The following is a 577-nucleotide window of genomic DNA, read 5'->3' as shown; positions in this document are numbered from 1 at the left end:
AAAGAAGCACTTTGATTCCATTTAGTAAAGAAGCTATTCAAAGCAGATGTAATGAAATAGGTAGTTGGAGTAAAGCAGGAGAACTGTATTTGGAAGCCGATCCTTTTGATTGGAAAACTGAGGTTGTACCGTAGGTACCATCTCACGGTTAATAAAATAATATCCGGTTGATAATGTTTCCACTTGAATAGATTTTGCTTTTCCATACCAGTCACATCCTTTTTTTAGAGTACTAGTAGGGGTACCGCCACACATCCATCAACTTAAGGTATATTTTTATACAAAATATGGTCTTTTCACGTAGTCTTTTATTATCTTTTATAGATACCATAAAAGTAGGCACATCAAATAAACCCTGACGGGTTTCAAATTTTTCGCTATGCTACCTGATGAGCAGAAGTGGTATACTCATACACAACACCCAAAATATCAAAGACTGTTTTTTTCTCATATCTGTGAGATTTTCGTCCGTTTCGCTGTAGGAGGTTAAACAGACGAAGGAGAATCTTTGATAATTCTTGGGTGTTTTTATGTAATGCTTGATGAAAAAGTAAGAAATAGTCTTTAATTATGTACA

General features: G+C 34.7%; 2 pseudogenes. Both read right to left on the bottom strand.

The features are described from left to right. Window positions 1-113: 113 nt before the first annotated feature. A pseudogene (locus AC1DTM_RS30895) lies at window positions 114-206 on the bottom strand (IS6 family transposase); the annotation flags it as partial. 171 nt (window positions 207-377) lie between these two features. Then, window positions 378-577 (bottom strand): annotated as a pseudogene (locus AC1DTM_RS30890) (IS4 family transposase); the annotation flags it as partial.

This window comes from Bacillus sp. P4_D3, from assembly GCF_056401855.1.
Note: the sequence above shows the minus strand (reverse complement) of the source record. Positions and strands in the feature narration are given on the sequence as shown.